General features: G+C 63.5%; 10 protein-coding genes. 6 read left to right on the top strand and 4 right to left on the bottom strand.

The features are described from left to right. Positions 1-16: 16 nt before the first annotated feature. The gene (locus ACQKOE_RS03730) at positions 17-1,336 is read right to left on the bottom strand and encodes an amidohydrolase family protein (protein ID WP_427511615.1); all 1,320 of its coding nucleotides are present in this window, start codon (positions 1,334-1,336) and stop codon (positions 17-19) included. A 192-nt stretch (positions 1,337-1,528) separates the two neighbouring features. Here ACQKOE_RS03730 and lon point away from each other — a divergent pair, with 192 nt between their 5' ends. Together lon and ACQKOE_RS03720 are read left to right on the top strand one after the other, a co-directional pair. Beyond that, entirely contained in the window at positions 1,529-3,943 is a 2,415-nt protein-coding gene (gene lon, locus ACQKOE_RS03725; RefSeq protein ID WP_427511614.1) for an endopeptidase La, read from the top strand. A gap of 238 nt (positions 3,944-4,181) precedes the next feature. Beyond that, a complete protein-coding gene (locus ACQKOE_RS03720) occupies positions 4,182-4,454 on the top strand; it encodes an HU family DNA-binding protein (RefSeq protein WP_374589298.1) in 273 nt (90 codons plus the stop codon). Between the two features lie 94 nt (positions 4,455-4,548). Here ACQKOE_RS03720 and ACQKOE_RS03715 read toward each other — a convergent pair whose 3' ends face one another. Next, positions 4,549-5,586: an acyltransferase family protein gene (locus tag ACQKOE_RS03715; protein WP_427511613.1), complete on the bottom strand. Its 1,038-nt coding sequence runs from the start codon at positions 5,584-5,586 to the stop codon at positions 4,549-4,551. Between the two features lie 109 nt (positions 5,587-5,695). Between ACQKOE_RS03715 and ACQKOE_RS03710 the strand changes: the two genes are divergently transcribed. From ACQKOE_RS03710 to ACQKOE_RS03695, 4 genes are all read left to right on the top strand, one after another. Beyond that, complete coding sequence (locus tag ACQKOE_RS03710; RefSeq protein ID WP_427511612.1) at positions 5,696-5,968, top strand: hypothetical protein; 273 nt, start codon at positions 5,696-5,698, stop codon at positions 5,966-5,968. A 100-nt stretch (positions 5,969-6,068) separates the two neighbouring features. Further along, positions 6,069-8,804, top strand: coding sequence for a preprotein translocase subunit SecA (gene secA / locus ACQKOE_RS03705; RefSeq protein WP_427511611.1), 2,736 nt, complete (start codon positions 6,069-6,071; stop codon positions 8,802-8,804). 79 nt (positions 8,805-8,883) lie between these two features. After that, entirely contained in the window at positions 8,884-9,621 is a 738-nt protein-coding gene (locus ACQKOE_RS03700) for a sulfite exporter TauE/SafE family protein (protein WP_427511610.1), read from the top strand. Positions 9,622-9,763: 142 nt separating this feature from the next. Beyond that, the gene (locus ACQKOE_RS03695; protein ID WP_427511609.1) at positions 9,764-14,017 is read left to right on the top strand and encodes a putative Ig domain-containing protein; all 4,254 of its coding nucleotides are present in this window, start codon (positions 9,764-9,766) and stop codon (positions 14,015-14,017) included. Between the two features lie 54 nt (positions 14,018-14,071). On the opposite strand, the gene ACQKOE_RS03690 is transcribed toward ACQKOE_RS03695, so the two are convergent. Both ACQKOE_RS03690 and ACQKOE_RS03685 read right to left on the bottom strand, forming a co-directional pair. Continuing rightward, positions 14,072-15,556 carry a hypothetical protein gene (locus tag ACQKOE_RS03690; protein ID WP_427511608.1) on the bottom strand — a complete coding sequence of 495 codons (1,485 nt, stop codon included), beginning with the start codon at positions 15,554-15,556 and terminating at the stop codon, positions 14,072-14,074. 13 nt (positions 15,557-15,569) lie between these two features. Next, positions 15,570-17,720 carry an RNA degradosome polyphosphate kinase gene (locus ACQKOE_RS03685; protein ID WP_427511607.1) on the bottom strand — a complete coding sequence of 717 codons (2,151 nt, stop codon included), beginning with the start codon at positions 17,718-17,720 and terminating at the stop codon, positions 15,570-15,572. Positions 17,721-18,048 lie beyond the last annotated feature (328 nt).

Here is an 18,048-nt window from a genome sequence, read left to right as displayed (position 1 = left end):
CACGCGATTTCTGACCCTACCGAGCGTGTTCGATCACCGCGCCGCCCTTGATCACGCCGTCGACGCTTTCCAACTCGCGCACATTGGCCAGCGGATCGCCGTTCACTGCCACCAGGTCCGCATAGCGGCCCACGGCAATCTGGCCAACATCCTTTTCCCAGCCCAGCGCCTGCGATGCATTCAGCGTCGCCGCGCGGATCGCTTCGAGCGGGGTCATCCCGTACTGGACCATCACCGCAAACTGCCGCCCGACCAGGCCATGCGGCATGACGCCCGCGTCTGAGGCGAAGACCATCTTCACCCCGGCCTTGTAGGCCTTGCGGAAATTGTCGCGCTGGATCTGGCCGATTTCGCGGTCCTTGCGCAGGTTTTCCTCCAGCACGCCGTTCTTCTTGCCCTCGGCCTGAGTGTAATCGGTATTGTAGATGTCCATGGCGAACCAGACTGGACGCTTGCGCTCCACGGCCAGCTTGATCCCTTCATCGTCGACCAGGCTGGCATGTTCGATCGTGTCGATCCCGCTTTTGATCGAGGCCTTGATCCCGGCTGCACCGTGGGCATGGGCGGCCACGCGCAGGCCCCACATATGGGCTTCATCGGCAATCGCGGTCAGCTCCGCTTCGGTCAGCTGCTGCTGGCCGGGTTCGGTGTTGTGAGAGAAAACGCCGCCGGTGGCGCAGACCTTGATCACGGTTGCGCCATACTTGCGCTGGCGGCGGACCTGATAGCGCAGCTCGTCTGGCGTATCGCCGACCCCCTCCGCCTTGCCCTGCTTCTCCATGCTGGGCGGCAGGCCGGTCTGGTCGCAATGACCGCCGGTGCTGCCCAGGGCATAGCCCGCCGCCGCAATGCGCGGGCCGATAACATAGCCCTGCGTCACGGCCTGGGTCAGGCCGACGTCGTTGCGGTTGGAAGCGCCGACATTGCGCACCGTGGTAAAGCCGGCATCGAGCATGGCGCGGGCATTGCTGACCGCCGTCATGGCAAAGAAGCTGTCGGTATATTCCAGCCCGCGATAGCCGCCGATGTCAGCCGGGCTGTCGAGGTGGACGTGCATGTCGATCAGTCCTGGCAAGAGGGTCTTGCCGGCCATGTCGACGTGATGCATGTCCGCGCCCCACTTGACCGTGCGGGCATCGGCAATGCTGGTGATGCGCCCGTCCTGGCCCACGAAGATCGCCGGGTTCTCGACATATTTGCCGGTCACGACATCCAGATAGCGCGCGGCAGTGATGACGGTCAGCTTCGGCTGCTCCGCAGTCTGAGCCTCCTCCGCCGCAACGGGCGCGGCGAGAGCGAATGTTCCGGCGAGTGCGGCGAACGTGATCTTGCGCATTTGAAACGAATCCCCTGTCTGTATCCCCGCTACCCTGCGGAGCGGCGCGGCCCTTGGCAAGCTGCGCCGGTTTGCCGCCATCCACAGGCCTGCGGCAAACCGCCATTGCACAGGGGCAAGTGCGCCCCCATATCCCGGTTAAAGCTGGATTCACCGGCGGGCCTGTAGGACACAGGCCGAAATGGACGGACTATGACAAAACTTCTTCCCCTGCTGCCCCTGCGCGACATCGTTGTGTTTCCGGGCATGGTCGTTCCGCTGTTCGTGGGGCGGGACAAGTCGGTTGCCGCGCTTGAAGCGTCGATGGCTGCGGACGACAAGGAAATCTTCCTCCTCGCCCAGCTCGATCCGGGCTGCGACGATCCGGACGAGGACGATCTGTACGACATCGGCGTGATCGCCACGGTCCTGCAATTGCTGAAGCTGCCGGACGGCACGGTCCGCGTGCTGGTTGAGGCCAAGCAGCGCGCCAGCCTGGAAAGCCTGCGGCTGGAACAGACCAGCCACGGCGAAATGGTCGTTGCGCAGGTCACGCGGGTCGAGCCGGTCAGCGTTTCGGGCAACGAGGTTGCCGCGATGATGCGCTCGGTCGTCGAAACCTTCGGCGAATATGCCAAGCTGAACAAGAAGCTTCCGGCCGAAGCGGGCGAGAACCTAAGCGACATCGTCGATGCCGCGCAGCTGGCCGATGCGGTCGCCTCGCACATCCAGGCCAAGGTGGTCGACAAGCAGGCGCTGCTAAGCGAAGCCAATCCGCTCAAGCGGCTGGAGATGGCCTATTCCTTCATGGAAGGGGAACTGGGCGTCCTTCAGGTAGAGCGCCGCATTCGCGGGCGCGTGAAGCGCCAGATGGAAAAGACCCAGCGCGAATATTACCTCAACGAACAGCTCAAGGCGATCCAGTCCGAACTGGGCGGCGGCGACGATGGCGAAGCCAACGAGCTACAGGAGCTGCAGGAAAAGATCGACAAGCTCAAACTGTCGAAGGAAGCGCGTGCCAAGGCCAATGCCGAGCTGAAGAAGCTCAAGACCATGCAGCCGATGAGCGCGGAAGCCACGGTGATCCGCAACTACCTCGACGTGCTGCTGGGCCTGCCCTGGGGCAAGAAGAGCAAGCTGAAGCGCGACATTGCGGCGGCGCAGGCCGTTCTGGATGCCGATCACTACGCGCTCGACAAGGTCAAGGACCGGATCGTCGAATATCTGGCGGTCCAGGCGCGTACCAACCAGCTGAAGGGGCCGATCCTCTGCCTCGTCGGCCCTCCGGGCGTGGGCAAGACCTCGCTGGGCAAGTCGATCGCCAAGGCGACCGGGCGTGAATTCATCCGCCAGTCGCTCGGCGGCGTGCGGGACGAGGCCGAAATCCGCGGCCACCGCCGCACCTACATCGGCTCGCTGCCGGGCAAGGTCATTTCCAACCTCAAGAAGGCCGGGACCAGCAATCCGCTGTTCCTGCTGGATGAGATCGACAAGCTGGGCCAGGACTTCCGTGGCGATCCGGCTTCGGCCCTGCTGGAAGTGCTCGATCCGGAACAGAACGCCAAGTTCCAGGACCACTATCTGGAACTGGACTATGACCTTTCGGACGTGATGTTCGTCTGCACGGCCAACAGCCTGAACCTGCCGCAGCCCTTGCTGGATCGCATGGAGATCATCCGGCTGGAAGGCTATACCGAGGACGAGAAGGTCGAGATTGCCGAGCGTCACCTGGTGCGCAAGCAGATCAAGTCGCACGGTCTTAAGGACGGCGAGTTCACGCTCACCACCGAAGGCCTGCGCGACCTGATCCGCTATTACACCCGCGAAGCGGGCGTGCGTACGCTGGAGCGCGAGATTGCCAAGCTGGCCCGCAAGAGCCTGCGCCAGATCCTGGAAGGCAAGGTCAAGTCAGTCACGATCACTCCGGAAAACCTGGGCGACTTCGCCGGGGTGCGCCGCTTCCGCTATGGCGTTGCCGAGGAAGAGCACCAGGTCGGTGCCGTCACGGGTCTCGCCTGGACCGAAGTGGGCGGCGAACTGCTGACCATCGAAAGCGTCACCGTGCCCGGCAAGGGCGGGGTCAAGACCACCGGCAAGCTGGGCGAAGTGATGAACGAGTCGGTCCAGGCCGCCTTCAGCTTCGTCAAGGCGCGGGCTCCGGCCTATGGGATCAAGCCCTCGCTGATCGCGCGCAAGGACGTTCACATCCACTTGCCCGAAGGCGCGGTGCCCAAAGATGGACCCAGCGCGGGCATCGGCATGGTCACGTCGATTGTGTCTACTCTCACCGGCATTCCGGTCCGCAAGGACGTGGCCATGACCGGCGAAGTCACGCTGCGCGGCCGCGTGCTGGCCATCGGCGGGCTCAAGGAAAAGCTGCTTGCTGCCCTGCGCGGCGGGATCAAGCTGGTCCTTATCCCGGAAGAGAACGTCAAGGACCTGGCCGAGATCCCGGCCAACGTGAAGGAAGGGCTGGAAATCGTGCCCGTCAGCCACGTTGACGAAGTGCTGGCCAAGGCGCTGGTCCAGCCGCTGGAAGCGATCGAGTGGAGCGAGGCGGATGACCTTGCCAGCCAGCCGGTTGCGGGCGGTCAGCCGGGTGCGACGAACTCCACGACCGCTCACTGAATTGCGCCGGAACAGGTGATTTTCCCCATGCCGGAGGCATGCTGCAATGCAGCGCCTCCGGCATGATCGTTCCACTTTGGTCGTAATTGGCCAGAAATGGCGGGAAATCGTGGATAATCTCTGTGTTTCGCAGTGGATTGGCTTTGACAGCCCCGGCAAAAGCGGCTCAATTCCGCCAATCTTTCGAGGCGAATCACAACAGTTTCCAAATCACTAGAAAGGTAAGGGGGTTCCCGACATGAACAAGAACGATCTGATCAGCGCTGTCGCCGACGCCAGCGGTCTCACCAAGAGCGACGCGACCAAGGCTGTCGAAGGCGTTTTCGACGCCATCACCGGCGCTCTGAAGAAGGGCGACGAAGTTCGCCTCGTCGGCTTCGGCACCTTCTCGGTTGCCAAGCGCAAGGCTTCGACCGGCCGTAACCCGCGCACCGGCGAACCGATGGCCATCAAGGCTTCGGCTCAGCCGAAGTTCAAGGCTGGCAAGGGCCTGAAGGACGCCGTCAACTAAGACGGAAACCAGTTTCCCGGCCGCAACGCCTCGCGGCCGGAAACACGGAAAACAGCCGCGTCAACCCACGGGTTGGCGCGGCTTTCTGTTTGGGTCAGGCCTTCGCCTTCGCCACGGTCGGCTTGCTGGCAAAGGAAACGAGGCGGGAGAAGACCCAGGCGACCAGGCAGGCCGCGATCACGGCTCCGACCCATACCGGCATGGACCGTCCGAACACCTCGGAAATCCAGACCAGCACGGTCAGGTGGACGCAGTAAAGCGGCAGCGAGAAGTTGCCGAGCCACTCCATCGGCGCGCGCAGGCTCTGCGGCGGCTGGGCCATGGCGATCAGCCAGGTTGCGGGAGGCAGCAGCAGGATCACGAAGACCAGGTCTCCCGCAGCCTTGGACAGCGGCAGATAGGGAACGGCCATGATCCCTGCGACCGGCACCAGCAAGGCAAGCCACCAAGGCAGGGAAGGGGTGCGCAGGCCTTCAACATATTTGCGCCCGATCCAGACCCCCAGGACATAGGAAAAGCCGACACGGGGCAGGGCCATCCACCAGGTCTTCCAGGTCGGCGCGTCGACGCCCATCGTGTCCGAGCCGTGCAGCCGCACGGTATAGACCAGCCAGGCCCCCATCAGCGCCGCCAGCGCCAGCATCGCCCTGGTCGGCACCCGCTTCAGCACCAGGGCGTGGACGAAATTGGCCAGCAACTCGTAAAACAGGGTCCATTGCGGACCATTGAAGCGATAGAACGGACCGGCGCCGGCCAGGCTGGGGATCATGATCAGGTCCAGCGCCAGCCACCACAGCAGGGTGATGGGGTCCGCCATGCCGATCACGAAGGCCCGCACCACGGCCACGCCTGCGCCGACCGCAACAAGCGGCCAGAGCCGGACAAAGCGCGCGCGGGTGAATTCAACCGCGCCAATGCCGCTGTTCAGCTTCTTCTCGGTCGAAACCGCCAGGACAAAGCCGGAGAGCAGGAAAAACAGGTCCACGAACAGATAGCCGCGCTCAAACGGGCCGCTCAGCCGGTAGACGATGGTCAGGTGGTAAAAGACGATGATGAACGCCGCGATTCCGCGAAACGCGTCCAGCTGAAACATTCGCGGCGAATGCGGCACGGCCGCTGGCGTTGCGTTCATTTTCGATTGCCTCCCTGCCAGGCCCTTAAAGCAGCAAGGAAAGGGTAAGATCAACCGTGCTAAGGCGATACTGGACGGCAGGTTGTGCCGTGCCTATATGCGTGAGCCGATGAACCGTATTCTCCTTGCCCTCCTGGCCCTGTTCGCAGGGATCGCCACGCAGGTTTCCCCTGCCGAGGCGCGGGTGCGCGGGGAAACCGAGATCGGTTCGGTCATGGCTCAGCGCAGCGCCACGCGCGCTGCCGCTTCGGCCCAGGCGCCGGCGGTGTTCCAGGCAAAGACCAGCCTGCCACCGCGCCACCGTGCGGAACCGGCGCGGGCCGAATATGCCCAGCCGCATGTCCCGACCGTCCGGCTCGGCCCGGACCGCGCGCGCGAATAGCCGCAGCAGATTTTCCGCTCATGCAGAGCGGCTGCGCCTGCGGCTGACGCAGCGCGCGCATATCCCGTATTATCTTATCCCATAAATTCAGGAATTTCCCATGTTCGGCGCCATTGCCAAGGCCGTTTTCGGCTCGTCCAACGAACGTTACGTCAAGTCGCTCGACAAGGTCGTCAAGCAGATCGCAGCCTTTGAACCGGCGCTTGAAGCGCTGAGCGACGAGGAGCTTCAAGCCCAGACCGCCAAGTTCCGCGAGATGCTGGAAGGCGGCAAGACGCTTGACGACATCCTGCCCGAAGCCTTCGCCACGGTGCGCGAAGCATCGAAGCGCGTGCTGGGCATGCGCCACTTTGACGTGCAGATGATCGGCGGCATCGTGCTCCACCGCGGCGAAATCGCCGAAATGCGCACGGGTGAGGGCAAGACCCTGGTCGCCACGCTGGCGACCTACCTCAACGCGATTGAGGGCAAGGGCGTCCACGTCGTTACCGTCAACGACTACCTGGCCCGCCGCGACGCGGAATGGATGGGGCAGATCTATCGCTTCCTCGGCCTGACCGTGGGCGTGATCGTGCCGAACCTGTCGGAATACGAACGCCGCGAAGCCTATGAATGCGACATTACCTACGCGACGAACAACGAACTCGGCTTTGACTACCTGCGCGACAACATGAAGCATGAGCGCAGCCAGATGGTCCACCGGCCGTTCAACTATGCCATCGTCGACGAAGTGGACTCGATCCTGATCGACGAAGCGCGCACCCCGCTGATCATTTCCGGGCCGACCGACGACAAGAGCGAGCTTTACATCCAGGTCGACGCGATCGTGAAGCAGCTGCCGGAAGACCTCTACGAAAAGGACGAAAAGACCAAGAATATCACCCTGACCGAAGACGGGGTGGAATGGGCCGAGCGTCAGCTGGAAGCGGCGGGCCTGCTGGTCGGTTCGAACCTTTACGACGTGGAGAACACCCAGGTCGTCCACCATCTCGATCAGAGCCTCAAGGCCAATGTCATGTTCAAGCGGGACATCGACTATGTGGTCGAAGGCGGCAAGGTGGTCATCATCGACGAGTTCACTGGCCGCAAGATGGAAGGGCGCCGCTGGTCGAACGGCCTGCACCAGGCGGTCGAGGCGAAGGAAGGCGTGACCATCGAGCCTGAGAACCAGACGATGGCCTCGATCACGTTCCAGAACTACTTCCGCATGTATCCCAAGCTTGGCGGCATGACCGGCACGGCAGCGACCGAAGCGGCGGAATTCTTCGACATCTACAAGATGAACGTGGTGACCATTCCCACCAACGTTCCGGTGCAGCGCATCGACGAGGAGGACGAGTTCTACAAGAACACGACCGACAAGTTCGCCGCCATTGCCAAGCTGATCAAGGAAAAGAGCGATTCCGGCCAGCCGGTGCTGGTCGGCACCGTCTCCATCGAAAAGTCCGAGCTGCTCAGCGAATTCCTCAACAAGGAAGGCGTGAAGCACAACGTCCTGAACGCCCGCTTCCACGAGATGGAAGCCCACATCGTCGCTCAGGCCGGGCGCCTGGGCGCAGTGACGGTCGCCACCAACATGGCCGGTCGCGGGACGGACATCAAGCTGGGCGGCAATGCCGAATTCCGCATCGAGGACGAGCTGAAGGACATGCCCGAAGGGCCCGAACGCGATGCCCGGATCGCGGCTATCGAAGCCGAGATCGAGGCGGAAAAGCAGCAGGTTCTGGCCGCAGGCGGGCTGTGCGTGATCGGGACCGAACGCCATGAAAGCCGCCGCATCGACAACCAGCTGCGCGGCCGTTCGGGCCGTCAGGGCGACCCGGGCCTGTCCAAGTTCTACCTCTGCCTTGAGGACGACCTGCTGCGCATCTTCGGTCCGGACACGCTGTTCTCCAAGATGATGAATTCGAACCTTGCCGACGGCGAGGCTATCGGTTCGCGGTGGCTGTCCAAGGCCATCGAAACTGCGCAGAAGAAGGTCGAAGCGCGCAACTACGACATCCGCAAGCAGGTCGTCGAATACGACGACGTGATGAACGACCAGCGCAAGGTGATCTACGAACAGCGCGCCGACATCATGGATGCCGAAGCGCTGGACGACGTGGTGGAGGACATGCGCCGCGACACCGTCAACAGCCTGGTTGGCGATGCCTGCCCGCCCGGATCCTATCCGGAACAGTGGGACATCGAAGGCCTCAAGGCGCGCAGCATCGAAGTGCTGGGGATCGAGCCGCCGATCGAAGACTGGCTGGCCGAAGACGGGATCGAGCCGGAAGACATCGAACAGCGCCTGTCCGAAGCTGCCGATGCCAAGATGGCCGCCAAGGTTGGCGAGGATGCGTCGATCTGGCGTCAGGTCGAAAAGCAGATCCTGCTCGACCGGCTGGACCACTACTGGAAGGAGCACCTTGCGACGCTGGACGCGCTGCGCCAGGTCGTGTTCCTGCGCGCCTATGCGCAGAAGCAGCCGATCAACGAATACAAGCAGGAAGCCTTCGGCCTGTTCGAGCGTATGCTCGGCGCGATCCGCGAGGACGTGACCCGCATCCTGATGAACAGCGAGCTGCGCATGCCGGAACCGGCTCCGTTGCCGGAACTGCCGGAGTTCCTGACCAGCCATATCGACCCCTTCACCGGCGAGAACGATGCTGCGGCCCGGACGCCGGGTGCAGACACGATGCTTTCCGCGCTGGGTGCAGGTGCTTCGGCGGCGGCGCTGGCCGCTCCGCCGGTCGCGGGCGAGGATCCCTATGCCGGCATGGGCCTGTCGCGCAATGCGCTTTGCCCCTGCGGGTCGGGGCAGAAGTACAAGCACTGCCACGGCGCCGCCAGCTAGGGACTGCGCCTGAAAATCTGCGGTTGATGAAGCCCGCCTCCTGCTTGTGGGAGGCGGCGGGGGAAGGCATGGTCCGGCGATGGATTGGCTGATTCCCGCCTTTTTCGGCACCGCGCTGCTCTATGCCTCGGTCGGCTTCGGTGGCGGTTCAACCTATAGCGCGCTGCTCAGTCTGGCGGGCTTTGACTATCGCCTGCTCCCCGTCGTCAGCCTGTGCTGCAATGTCCTGGTGGTGAGCGGTGCCACGCTGCGCTTTGCGCGGGCCGGGGTGATGCCGTGGAAGCGCGCCCTGCTGCTATCCTGCATCGCCGCGCCGCTGGCGTTCCTGGGCGGGCTGACCCCGGTCAAGGAAGCCACCTTCCTGTTCCTGCTGGGGCTAAGCCTGGTCGCAGCGGGCCTGGCCCTGTTTCTGCCGCGCGCGCCCTCGCTGGAAACGAAGCCCGCGCCGCTGGCCGGGCACATGCCCTGGATCGCCGCGCCGCTGGGTTACCTGGCCGGTCTGGTCGGGATCGGTGGCGGCATTTTTCTCGCCCCGCTGCTGCACTTGACCCGCTGGGCTTCTGCCCGGCAAATCGCCGCGACGGCCAGCCTGTTCATCCTGATCAATTCCATCGCAGGCCTGGCTGGACAGCTCGCCAAGAACGGCGTGGACCGCTTTGCCGAAGCGCTCGCGCCCGCCTTGCCGCTGCTGGTGGCGGTGATCCTGGGCGGGCAGCTCGGCAGTTTGCTGGCGCTGCGCTGGCTACCGGAAAAAGTGATCCGCTGGCTCACTGCCGCCCTGACGATCTGGGCAGGGAGCAGGCTGCTTGGGGGGTAGACCTCGCCGCAAATTGGCGGTGCGCGGTTGCGAGAATATCACGCATATACAGAATGTTATAGGAATTTACGCTCAATCTGATAGGCGTATCCCCTTATTGCCCGCGCTTGCGTCTGCGCGTGGGGTGAGAGGGTCTGCTTGAATGAACTCGATTCGTCGGTTGCTGCTGCTCGTCGGCATCTTTTTCGCGATCATTCCTCCGGCCACGGCCGCAGTTGCTCCGCCGGTAGTGACCGAGGTTCTGCCTAGCACGGGTCCCGCTGCAGGCGGAACTGCGGTTGTCATCACCGGGACGGGTTTCAGCGGTGCCTCCACCGTCACGTTCGGCGGTGCCGATGCGCAGATCTTTTTCATCAACAGCGATACGCAGATCAGCGCGATTTCGCCCGCCGGAGTGGGCACTGTCGATGTCGTGGTAACAAACTCGGCGGGAAGCTCGGGAGTCAGTGCTGCTACAAAATTCACGTACGGTCCGCCTACCCTGACCATGACTCCCGCTCCCACGACCTTTACGGGCGGGACAGTGGGTCAGAGCTACAATCTGATCTTCGCGGCCAGCGGCGGAACGTCGCCTTATAGCTATTCGATCTCGGCAGGGTCACTGCCTCCAGGCTTGACTTTATTGGCCACCGGCGCGGTCCGTGGCACCCCAACAGCGGCTGGCACCTTTTCCTTCTCTGTCCGCGCGACGGACAACACGCCGGCAGCAAGCGGCGGTCCATTCACGGTCACTCAGAACTACTCGGTCGTCATTGCCGCGCCGACGATCACCCTCTCGCCGTCGTCCGTGCCCGGCGGCACGATCGGGCAGGCCTACAATCAGACTTTGTCAGCCGCTGGCGGGACCGGGCCCTATACATACGCCATCGCCTCCGGCGCACTTCCGGCTGGTCTGGCCCTTTCGATCAGCGGCCAGTTGAGCGGAACGCCGACCGCGGCGGGCACGTTCAACTTCACCGTCAGCGCAACAGACAGCTCCACTGGAACCGGTGCGCCATTCAGCGGGCAGCAGTCGTATAGCCTGACCATTGCGGCGCCGACTGTCGTCATCGCCCCCAATACGCTGCCCAATCCCCAAGTCACCTTTGTCTACTCGCAAGCCCTGACCGCATCAGGCGGCACCGCGCCTTATGTCTTCTCGTTGAGTTCAGGCACGCTGCCACCAGGCATTTCGCTATCGTCCGATGGTGTCTTGTCCGGCGCTCCGACCAGCACCGGCACCTACAATTTCTCGATCACGGCCACGGATAGCAGCAGGGGAGCAGGACCGTTTTCCGCAGTCAGAGCCTATTCGGTCACGATTGCTCCCCCAGGCTTAACGATCTATTCTCCGGACCTCACCGGGGTGGTGGGGCAGAACTACTCCGGATCCTTCGCGGCTGACGGAGGAAATGCACCCTATACTTTCCGGGTGATGACCGGAGTGTTGCCAACCGGGCTGACTCTGGATTCGAGTGGACTGCTATCAGGCACGCCACTGGTAGCGGGCACCTTCATCTTTTCCGTTGCAGCGAGCGACAGCACGACGGGGCCCGGCGCTCCATTCACGGTTGGCTCGTCTTTCGCGATGACGATAGATCCGGGCGCGCCGCCGCCCGCCCCTGTCATCGTCACCCCGGCCAATGGCGAACTGGTGGCCACTTCAATTGTCGCCTTCGCTGGGACCAGCGTGCTTGGAACCACCGTTCGAATCTATATCGATGGTTCCTATGGTGGGGTTTCGTCTGTCGATAACGTCGGAAACTGGACAATCCCGGCATTAATGCAATTGGCTGACGGCAGCCACACCGTCTTTGCCACAGCCATGGACGCTTTCGACCGGATTAGCGCCAACTCTGCGACCGTGACCTTCACCACCGACACGACCGCCCCGGCAGCGCCGATTATCCTGACGCCTGCCAATGACAGCGTCATGGCACCGGGGCCGGTCACAGTTACCGGCACGGCGGAACCGCGGACGACCATCACCGTCCGGTTGAACGGCAGTGCAAACGGGACCACCACTGCAGATGGGGCGGGTGCATGGTCTTATACCACGACATCGCTTGCCGCCGGTGACTATGCGATCACTGCGACTGCAGTTGATCTGGCCGGCAATGTTTCGCCCGCTTCGGCCGCCAGCAGCGTGAGACTGGCGAGCGCGCCGACTGTCCAGAACGTCAGCGCGTCGGTTGCCTATGACACTGCAACGCCGATTGACTTGTCGTCGTCGATCAGCGGTTCATATACCTCAATCGCAATCGGAACGGCGCCCGGCTTCGGCGCGCTTTCGATCAGCGGCAGCGTGGTCACCTATTCCCCGGTCAGTGGTTACTACGGGACGGACAGTTTCACTTACTACGCCTCTGGAGTTGGAGGGAGTTCGGTCCGGGCAACGGTTTCCATCACGGTTCTTGCTCCTCCCGCGCCGACCGCTGCAGACATCAGCAACGTGGCGGTTCCCTATGCCAGCAGTGGCACGGCAATCGACCTCTCCGGTTCCATTGATGGCGTTTACAGGTCCGTCGCCATCGGCACGGCGCCGAGCCATGGCACGGTGACAATCAGTGGAGCAGTGGCAACATATACCCCGGCTACTGGCTACTATGGCGCGGACAGCTTTACCTACACCGCAACCGGACCGGGTGGAACCTCGGCCCCGGCAAGGGTTGCCATCGCGGTTGCAACCCCTGCCGCGCCGGTCGTTGTCTCACCCGCCGCGGTGACGGTTGCCGGAGCGACCAGCGCCGGGGCCACCCGCGCCACGATTGACCTGTCGCCCACCGTGTCCGGCGTATCCTCCGGCTTTGCGCTGGTATCGGCTCCGGCTCATGGCACGGCAACGCTGGCGGGCACGGTCGTCACCTATGTACCCGCAGTGGGTTATACCGGGGCGGATTCCTTTACCTTCCAGGCGCAGGGACCGGGCGGCGCGTCGAACCTTGGCACCGTGGCGATTACCGTTCAGCCGACGGCGGCGGTGGCTCCTGCGCTAACCGCAACGGCGGGCGACGGCGAGACGATCACGGTTAACCTGATGGCGGGTGCCACTGGCGGCCCGTTCACCGGAGCTGCGATCATTTCGGTCTCGGCGGCGGGAAGTACTGCCAGCATCGTGGAGGGCGGCACTGCGGACAATCGCAGCTATTCGGCGCGCATCACCGTGGCGGGCCACTTCAACGGTGCGCTGCTGGTGCGTTACACGCTCAGCAATGCCTTTGGTCCTTCGGCAGAAGCGACGATTACCGTGAACGTGACCGCGCGGCCCGATCCTTCGGCCGATCCGGCGGTTCGTGCCCTGTCGGAAATGCAAGCGGAAAGCACGCTGCGCTTTGCTCTGACGCAGTCGAACAATTTCATGCGCCGGATGGAAAGCCTGCATGGCAACCGCAATCCTGGACCTGCCAGCATGGGGCTGCGCCTGACGTTCCCGCATCTACGCGATCCCGGCCTTGCGCCGTTGCAGCGCCAGCAGATGGTGGAAAAGGCGATGGTCGCGCACTTCCGGGCGAACGGGGACAATAGCCCCGCGCGGGCGGGGCGCAGCGCTGCCACACCCATGAATGCCGCTGAGACTGCCCGGCGCAATGGCTCCATCGGAGCCTGGAGCGGCGGAACGATCGAATTCGGTACCCAGGACCTGAGCAGCGGCAAGGACAAGGTTGAAGTCACCAGCAGCGGCGTTAGCCTGGGCGCGGACATCAAGCTTACGGAAGGCATCGTTGTCGGCCTGGGCGGCGGGTTCGGCTGGGATCGGAGGGAAGCGACCGGCGGGGCGAAACTGCGCGGCAACAGTTCCGTCGCGGTTGGCTACGCCAGCTTCACCCTGCGGTCCGACCTGTTCGTCGATGCTCTGTTCGGACTCGGTTCGGTCGATTTCAAGACCAGGCGCCCGGTTTCCGGCATGGCGGGCGAAGCCACTGCCAAGCGTGGCGGCTCTCTGACCATGGGGTCGCTGGCCTTCGGGATTGATAAGGGCGGGAAGAAGCTGAACTGGTCGCTCTACGGCCGGGCCGAATGGTTGGCGGCCAGTTTGGATGCCTATGTCGAAAGCGGTGCGGGTACGCTCTCGCTCCGTTACGACGAACGCCAGATCGAATCGCTTGGCAGCGTGCTGGGCGGGCGGATCGGCACTTCGCTGCCGATGGGTAGCGTGATCGTGAAGCCTCGCTTCCGCGCTGAATGGCGGCATGAGTTCCAGGACCTGGCGATCCAGACGCTGGACTATGCGAATGTCGCTGGTCCTTCGACCTTCGGGATTGGCGGGATCAACTGGGCTGCGGACCGGCTGGAAACCTCGCTTGGTTCGGCGTTCCTGTTGCCCGATGCCTGGGCGCTCGACCTCGAACTCGGGTTGAGGACCGACGGGCGCGGTCGCCTGGGTTCGGCGCGGATCGAACTGTCGAAGCAGTTCTGATCATGGGTACGGCGGTTCCTGTTGCCATGGGGCGGCAGGAACCGCGTGCTCAGGTCAGGCCGGTTCGCTCTCCAATAGGGCAGGACAGAGACCAAGGTGCGCTGCAAGCTGATTAAGATCTCGCTCCACGGCTTCGGACAGCAGGTCCTTCACGTCAGGGTTCAGGCGCAGAACTAGGTTCGGTCCATCGATTGAAAGCTGTGTCTTTGGCAGCAGCAAAGGCGCGAAGCCGGTCAGGCGCCAGCAGAGCCGCATGGCCATTCCGCAGGCCATGGCGGAACGGATCGCCTCCTCTTGGGCGAGTGCGCGGATGTCCTCCGGAACAGAGCGATTGGCGCTTGCCAGCATGGCGGCGGCAAGAATTGCGCGGCCTGGCGCGTCGAGGCCGATCCAGCGTTTGCGCAAGGCCCAGTTCAGCGCGGTTTGAGCGCGCAGATTTGGCTCGATGGTGCGCAGGGCAAGGCCCAGCGTGATCGCGGCGACGATCGGATTGCGCAGCGCCGGTTCGTCAGGCAGCACTTCTGCTATCCAGCGTTCCGTCAATGTGGTCCAGGTTTCAGTCACGCCCAGCATGCGGGCGAAACTGTAAGTCGCCAGGGGCAAGGGATCACGCTGCTGATCGTGAGTGGGCAAGGACTGGATGACCACGCCCTCACGCAGCCCCCAGGCCGAGAAGATCAGCCGCTGCGCGCCGGTCGCGGCAATCAGCGGAACCAGCAGGGAAGCCGTGTCCTGCAGTGAATTCAGCCGTGCCTGCGAAATGCCGGGGACCGGACCGACTGGCGCACTGCGTTGCAGGCTGCGGCAAAGTTTGGCGATTTCCTCTGCCCCGATTTCGAAACCGTGGGGATCGTCCAGCGGCGAACGGGTGATGTGCAGGTAATAGTGCGCCAGGGCGCGGAAGGAACCACCGACCAGATAGAGCGCTTCGCCCGTCTGGCAGCGGCTTCCTGTTGCCGCAATCAAGTCCTCGGTATCGCGGCGGAACTTGCGCGGATTGGCGGCGCGGAGGCCGGCGAGGCGCAGGGTGCCGAGCGGCAGGCTGCTGCCATGTTCGCAGGTCCAGCCGGAAATGTGGACCAGTTCCAGGCTGCCACCGCCCAGATCGGCAACGACCCCGCGCGCCTGCGGAAACGCCGCCGCCACGCCGAGGGCGCTGGTCAGGGCTTCCTCTTCGCCGGTCAGCAAACGCGGCTGCAACTCCAGGGCCGAGACTTGCTCCAGGAACTGCGGGCCGTTCACCGCGTCGCGCACCGCTGCCGTGGCGACAGTGTGCACCCGCGCAATCGAACGCCCTTTCAGCACCAGCGCAAACCGCTTCAGTGCCTTGAGCGCAGCGGCCATGGACTTTGCCGAAAGCTTGCCGCCTGCGCTCAGCCCCTTGCCGAGTTTGGCCTGGACCTTCTCGTTCAGGACCACCGTCGGCACCCGCGGATCGCCGCCAAAGATCACCAGGCGCACGGTGTTCGAGCCGATGTCGATTACCGCGCGCAGGCTGGAATTGTCAGTTTGCGTTTGTCCCTGTTGTGGTTCGATCACAGCGCCGGTGTCCCTAAGCAGCGCCGCGGCGCAGGGCCAGTTTTGGCACCTTGTGGCCGCTCGTCAATGCCGCGCCGCGACCGGACAGGGACGGATTGGTCATGAAATAACGGTGCAGGTTGAAGGGGTTTTCCGCCTTGCCAACCCGGCGATAGCTGCCGTCGGAACCGAGCAACCAGCTTTGTTCAGTGTCGATCAGGTTGGCGACCATGACTTGATCGAGGACTTGATCGTGAACCGTGCGGTTGCGGATCGGCACCAGCAGTTCGACCCGGCGGTCGAGATTTCGGGTCATGCCATCGGCGGAGGAGATGAAGACCTTGGCCCGCGCATTGGGCAGCAGGCCGCCGCAGGCAAAGGCCCAGATGCGGCTGTGTTCCAGAAACCGGCCGATGATCGACTTGACCGTGATGTTGTCCGACAGGCCCGGAACGCCGGGACGCAGGCAGCAAATTCCGCGTACCACCAGACTGATCTGGACCCCATCGGCGCTGGCGGCATAGAGCCGGTCAATCAGGCCCGGATCGGTCAGCGAATTGAGCTTTGCCCAGATTGCCGCCGGCTTGCCCTTGCGCGCGTTCTCCGCCTCGGCCTCGATGTATTCATACAGCGTTTCGCGCAGGCCAATCGGCGACATGGTCAGCAGTTCGGTGCGCTGCGGCTCGACATAGCCGGTGACGAAGTTGAACAGCCGCCCCGCGTCGCGGCCCGCGCGCGGATCGGCGGTGAAGAAGCTGAGGTCGGTATAGGTTCGCGCGGTCACCGGGTGATAATTGCCGGTGCCGAAATGGCAGTAGGTGCGATAGCCGCCATCCTCGCGCCGCACGACCATCGAAACCTTGGCGTGGGTCTTCCAGTCCACGAAACCGTAGATCACCTGGATTCCGGCGCGTTCCAGCTGGCTGGCCCAGTGCAGGTTCTGCTCTTCGTCGAACCGGGCCTTCAGTTCTACCACCGCCGTCACGGCCTTGCCCGCTTCGGCCGCGGCAATCAGGGCGGCAATCACGGCGGATTGCTTGCCGGCCCGGTAAAGCGTCTGCTTGATCGCGATGACGTCCGGGTCCGATGCGGCCTGGCGCAGGAAGTCCACCACCACTTCGAAACTTTCGTAGGGGTGATGGATGATGATGTCCTTCTCGCGGATCGCGGCGAAGCAATCCCCGTCATGCTCGCGGATGCGTTCGGGATAGCGCGGGCTGTAAGGCTCGAACTTCAGGTCGGGTCGGTCTTCCTCGACCAGGGCGGACAGCCCCGAAATCCCGACCACGCCGCGCGTCTTAAGGACCATGGCGCGGTCGAGCCGCAATTGTTCGCGCAGCAGTTGTTCCACCGCCGGTTCGATGTCGTCCTGCAATTGCAGGAGGATCACCGATCCGCGCCTCCGCCGCTGGATCGCGGTCCGGAAATAGCGGACCAGGTCCTCGGCGTCTTCCTCGACTTCCAGATCGCTGTCGCGCAATATGCGGAACACGCCGTGACCCTGAACGCGAAAGCCGGGGAACAACAGCGCGGCCTTGCGGCAGAGCAGGTCCTCGATGCTGATATAGGTCGCCTCTTCACCCGGCAGGCGGATGAAGCGCGGCAGGGCCTGCGGGATCAGGACCATTTCCATCACGTGGGCGCCGTCGCTGGTCCGGATCAGCGGAAAGAGGATGCCCATTCCCTGGTTGGCGACGAAGGGGAAGGGGTGGGCCGGGTCAATCGCCTGAGGGGTTATGACCGGGACGATGTGCTTGACGAAATAGTCGCGCAGCCAGCGGGTCTGGAGCGGCGTGAGGCGCTTGCCGTCGGCCAGCACGATGCCCTCTTGCGCCAGTTCCTCGCGCAGGGTCCGCCACACGTCCTGCTGGGCCGATTCCAGTTCGATCACGGCTTCGCGGATCGCGGACAATTGCTGCGCCGCCGTCATTCCGTCGATCGACACTTCCTCGATCTGGCGCTGCACTTGCCCGGCCAGACCAGCCACGCGAACCATCATGAATTCATCGAGGTTGCTGCCGGAAATCGACAGATAGCGCAGCCGCTCAAGCAGCGGGTAGTTGGGGTTGCACGCTTCTGACAGGACGCGCTGGTTGAACGACAGCCAGCTCAACTCGCGATTGAAATAGCGGTTGGCGGCAGTGGTGGTGGCCACTTCCGGATTGGCGGTCAGTACGTCTTCCATTGCCCCGAAGAATCCCAGTGTTCAGCTGCGACGCCGATGGGACGGAAATATTACATCACGGTGACGGACTGCCCATGCGGTTTGGGCCTATATCCGCCCGGAACAGATGGTGGCCTGACAAAAAGCTGTCACCAAGTCGCTGAAACGCTGACACGGAATTGTCCCTCAAGAGTCTTTTACCAGAATTAGAGCGCCATTTCGAAACGTTACGCTTACTCAGGGGCTCGACCATGAAAATTCGTTCAAGCCGTTCGGCCTTGCGCTTTGCCTTGCTGTGCACCGCTTGCGCGGTCCTGCCGGCGGTCCAGGCCCAGGCAGAAGAAGCGGC

This window comes from Novosphingobium sp. NPDC080210, from assembly GCF_050281025.1.
Classification (GTDB): domain Bacteria; phylum Pseudomonadota; class Alphaproteobacteria; order Sphingomonadales; family Sphingomonadaceae; genus Novosphingobium.
This window is presented reverse-complemented; position numbering and strand designations above follow the sequence as displayed.

Excerpts from the sequence above, each read along its gene's own strand:
- ACQKOE_RS03715 (WP_427511613.1), bottom strand. The coding sequence starts at position 5,586 with ATGAACGCAACGCCAGCGGCCGTGCCGCATTCGCCGCGAATGTTTCAG.
- ACQKOE_RS03720 (WP_374589298.1), top strand. The coding sequence starts at position 4,182 with ATGAACAAGAACGATCTGATCAGCGCTGTCGCCGACGCCAGCGGTCTC.
- ACQKOE_RS03685 (WP_427511607.1), bottom strand. The coding sequence starts at position 17,720 with ATGGAAGACGTACTGACCGCCAATCCGGAAGTGGCCACCACCACTGCC.
- ACQKOE_RS03700 (WP_427511610.1), top strand. The coding sequence starts at position 8,884 with ATGGATTGGCTGATTCCCGCCTTTTTCGGCACCGCGCTGCTCTATGCC.
- ACQKOE_RS03730 (WP_427511615.1), bottom strand. The coding sequence starts at position 1,336 with ATGCGCAAGATCACGTTCGCCGCACTCGCCGGAACATTCGCTCTCGCC.
- lon (WP_427511614.1), top strand. The coding sequence starts at position 1,529 with ATGACAAAACTTCTTCCCCTGCTGCCCCTGCGCGACATCGTTGTGTTT.
- ACQKOE_RS03710 (WP_427511612.1), top strand. The coding sequence starts at position 5,696 with ATGAACCGTATTCTCCTTGCCCTCCTGGCCCTGTTCGCAGGGATCGCC.
- secA (WP_427511611.1), top strand. The coding sequence starts at position 6,069 with ATGTTCGGCGCCATTGCCAAGGCCGTTTTCGGCTCGTCCAACGAACGT.
- ACQKOE_RS03695 (WP_427511609.1), top strand. The coding sequence starts at position 9,764 with ATGAACTCGATTCGTCGGTTGCTGCTGCTCGTCGGCATCTTTTTCGCG.